The sequence below is a fragment of the Nitrospirota bacterium genome (assembly GCA_035873375.1).
GTDB lineage: Bacteria > Nitrospirota > Thermodesulfovibrionia > Thermodesulfovibrionales > JdFR-85 > BMS3Bbin07.
Genome location: JAYWMQ010000010.1, coordinates 1 through 3,641 on the forward strand (window position 1 = coordinate 1; position 3,641 = coordinate 3,641).

The following is a 3,641-nucleotide window of genomic DNA, read 5'->3' on the forward strand; positions in this document are numbered from 1 at the left end:
ACTCTTTGAACCGGGAGGCACTGGAAGAATGCCGGCAAAGACTTAATCGAATCTGTACCTGTGGATGTTTAGGTGAACAAGTACGTATAGGGGAAATACGCAAAGCAAAAACTAAATAAGGATAATATATTTTTTACCAAGATATATAAGTAACTACGCAACAACTTAAGCAAAAAGGAGGTGATAACAGTGGCAAAAGAAACAAAAAAACAGCCTGCAGAAAAGAAAATTCTAATCAAAATCGAGACAAAAAGCTCATGTGGCTGTGGCTGCCTTCCGCCTATAAAGACAACATAGGCAAATCCTTGCTCAGGGGAAGCAGACTGCTCAAAAAACAATCTGCTTCCCCAATCTGTAAATCAAATGTTACAGAGTATAATGTCGTAATTAAAGATCAATATAGGTATTGGGCGCAAAGTTTGTGGCCATTGTCCAGACCGTAGCCCTGCCCTTTTTCAGCCTGAAGACCGCCAGGCCATCATAACCCTGATCTTCAACCCATGGCTTCAGGAAATCACGCCTTGCCACGATTTCCTTCTTCAGCGCCATATCCTCATCCAGTTCCACTTCACCGCTCACCCGAACCTGAATGAGATTCTGCATGTCCTGGTTGTTAAAGCAGAACTCCACCTGCGGATTCGAGCACAACTGCCTGTACAGGTCCTTGAATTTTCCCGTGTGGAAAATTATGCCGTTGTCGTCAGCCCGGTACACCAGGATGCCGCGTACATGGGGAACGTTATCCTCGGACGTGGCAAGGTGACAGGCCTGATTTCCGTTGATTAGTGCAAATATCCCGTTCTTGTCCATAACCCCCTCCTCTTTGCAAGAGATTACTCCTCTAATAAATATCTTACACGATTATCGTGCCCCTTGTCTTTCAGAATCATACCTTTTTCCTGGATTATCCTGCTTTATTTGAGTTTTCAATATCACTACAGCCTCTGCTGCAGGCTTTCCTCATATATCCCTTATAAAGATTATTTGCGCATTATCAAGCAACTTGATATAATGACAAAGCAACCTAATATTTTGATTTGGGAAAATACATGGGAAATCGGTGCATATTGTAAAGGAGGGACTGATGAAACCAAGGAAAATTAAAGATAACATTTACTGGATGGGTTCTGTGGATTGGGACAGGCGTCTCTTCGACTCTCTCATCCCTCTGCCGGACGGAACAAGTTACAATGCCTATCTTATTGAAGGCAGTGAGAAGACTGTTTTAATTGACACGGTTGATCCATCCATGGTTGATGAATTGCTGTCACAGCTTGAAAATGTCTCCAAACTCGATTATGTAGTTTCACTTCATGCGGAACAGGACCATTCTGGCAGCATTCCTCTTATACTCTCCCGTTACCCTGAGGCAAAGTTGATTTCCAGCCCTATGGCAAAAGGGTTGGTGTTGGAGTTTCTGCATATAGCCGAGGAATCCTTTATTACTGTTAGTGACGGCGAAGCAATCTCTCTCGGGGACAAGACGCTGAAATTCATCTACACTCCGTGGGTACACTGGCCTGAGACGATGGTAGCTTACCTGGAAGAAGACAAAATCCTGTTCAGCGGTGATTTCTTTGGTTCCCATATTGCAACAAGCAATCTATTTGTTTCAGATGAAGCGCGTGTCTACGAGGCGGCTAAACGTTACTATGCTGAGATCATGATGCCCTTTCGGACTATTATCAAAAAAAACCTGGAAAAACTTGCAGTTTTAGAAATGGCTATCATAGCCCCCAGTCACGGGCCTGTTTATCCTCGCCCAGCCTTTATCCTTGATGCCCATAAAGACTGGATAGAGGCACCATCAAAGAACCTGGTAGTTTTACCTTATATTTCAATGCATAACAGTACAAAGCTGATGGTCGATTTCTTTGTTTCATCCTTGGTTGAAAAAGGCGTTGCTGTCGAACAATTCAATTTGGCCGTGACAGACACAGGGAAGCTGGCAATGGCTCTCGTTGACGCAGGGACTATAGTTATTGGGACCCCAACGGTTCTTGCAGGTCCCCATCCCTACGCCGTTAATGCTGCTTTTCTGACTAATGCATTACGTCCTAAAGCCAGATTCCTATCAATTATCGGTTCCTACGGGTGGGGCGGCAGGACTGTAGAAATCCTGTCGGGGATGCTCTCTAATCTTAAAGCAGAGGTTATAGAACCTGTTCTTGTCAAAGGCTTACCTTCTGAGGCTGATTTTAAAGCTCTTGAGATTTTGGCTGAAACCATAGCGACAAAACACAACGAAGCTGGATTGATATAGTCCATACATTTTTTTGCATTTAAGCGAGAACGTAATAGTTTAGTTCCTTATTTTACAGACAGATTCGGTCAATCAAGAAGAATTATTAAAGAGAGCATGCTGAGCAGCAGGGGAATCAGAAGGAATTCTCTGGGATGATGTCCCTGACGGCGGGCAGTGAGAACAAACGAGGTAAAACAGTCGGGGAGTCCTACAAGGACTGCTTATAAAAAAACTCTTGAGTCCCACTGCCGAGGCGGGAGAAACTATCACGTACGGTTCTGAGGGGGACGAATCGGGCTGAAAAAGCTGTAATCTAACTAATCTAACTAATCTAACTAATTGTTAAAATTATTAATCGTCTCATAATAGAGTGGATATATTATTAAAAAAATCCCTCGTAACCTCCCTTTGCCAAAGGGAGGGATTATCCCCTCTTTGGCAAAGAGGGGCGAGGGGAGATTTTTAGATTGATGTCGGTTCAATTATGAGACTTTTAACATATAGTTACCGGTTCTTATAGAGACTTCAGCGAATTATCATGCAATTCAGGAAACAGCTCAATCGAGCTTAGATAACCGTAAGGATCAAAGCCCATATTTTGCGAGAATACTTTTTATCTCTGAAACGGATATATTTTCTTTGTAGGCCTTTACATAGATTGATAGCAAGTAGATATTTTCCTCGTTATCTTTAAAATAGTAAATAACACGGTACCCGCCCCTTTTGCCTTTTTTTATATCAGAGCTTGCCAAGCGGAGTTTAAATATCTTGCCTTCCAGACCCTCAACAGCTTTGCCTGCCAAAGGATCAGCCATCAATATGGTCTTTAATTTTGCCAGGTCCTTCCATATATTTGGATATTTCTTTTTGAGAAGCTTTACATCTCTTTCAAAGGTAGGTAACGGCCTAATCTTTAAGTTCATCAACTAAATCATCAATCGTTTTTAGCTTCAACTTGCCTTCTTTGTGTAATTTCAGATCATACAGTGATTCTTTGATAGTCTCATTCAGATCAAAAGTGTCATAATTACTCTTCAGGTATTCAAGGTATTCTATAGCTGAAGGAAGTTTCTGGTCTGGTAGTCCTTCGATCATTTCAATCGCCTTTTTCTTAAGTGTTGCAGTCTTCATATAAAATTATAATGAGTTATTTAAATAAAAGTAAAGTTTTCAGTGTTTCCAGGCCAAATATGCCAGATATAGGCGATACCCCTAATGAAACTTTTTGAGAAATACTTGACAATCGAATCGCCATATAGTATATTAGTAATTATGCAGACGCTTATAAGGAAGTGTACGTTATGAAAGAAGCAGCAGAACTATTTAAAATACTTTCAGTAGATAAAAGAATAGAGATTATTGAGCATCTTAAAAAAGAAGCTATGAGCGTTAATGC

The 3,641-nt window shown here is 41.3% G+C and carries 4 protein-coding genes; 1 reads left to right on the plus strand and 3 read right to left on the minus strand.

The features are described 5' to 3' along the window. Positions 1 to 387: 387 nt before the first annotated feature. A complete protein-coding gene (locus VST71_02915; protein MEC4684670.1) occupies positions 388 to 810 on the minus strand; it encodes a pyridoxamine 5'-phosphate oxidase family protein in 423 nt (140 codons plus the stop codon). 274 nt (positions 811 to 1,084) lie between these two features. Here VST71_02915 and VST71_02920 point away from each other — a divergent pair, with 274 nt between their 5' ends. Continuing rightward, on the plus strand, positions 1,085 to 2,263 hold the full coding sequence (locus VST71_02920; protein MEC4684671.1) for an FprA family A-type flavoprotein: 1,179 nt from the start codon (positions 1,085 to 1,087) through the stop codon (positions 2,261 to 2,263). A gap of 566 nt (positions 2,264 to 2,829) precedes the next feature. Here VST71_02920 and VST71_02925 read toward each other — a convergent pair. Next, complete coding sequence (locus VST71_02925; GenBank protein MEC4684672.1) at positions 2,830 to 3,168, minus strand: type II toxin-antitoxin system RelE/ParE family toxin; 339 nt, start codon at positions 3,166 to 3,168, stop codon at positions 2,830 to 2,832. Next, entirely contained in the window at positions 3,152 to 3,376 is a 225-nt protein-coding gene (locus tag VST71_02930; GenBank protein MEC4684673.1) for a hypothetical protein, read from the minus strand. Before VST71_02930 ends, VST71_02925 begins: the two co-directional genes overlap by 17 nt. Positions 3,377 to 3,641 lie beyond the last annotated feature (265 nt).

Bases quoted from the DNA above. Each gene is read 5' to 3' on its own strand.
- VST71_02915 (MEC4684670.1), bottom strand. From the start codon at position 810: ATGGACAAGAACGGGATATTTGCACTAATCAACGGAAATCAGGCCTGT.
- VST71_02920 (MEC4684671.1), top strand. From the start codon at position 1,085: ATGAAACCAAGGAAAATTAAAGATAACATTTACTGGATGGGTTCTGTG.
- VST71_02925 (MEC4684672.1), bottom strand. From the start codon at position 3,168: ATGAACTTAAAGATTAGGCCGTTACCTACCTTTGAAAGAGATGTAAAG.
- VST71_02930 (MEC4684673.1), bottom strand. From the start codon at position 3,376: ATGAAGACTGCAACACTTAAGAAAAAGGCGATTGAAATGATCGAAGGA.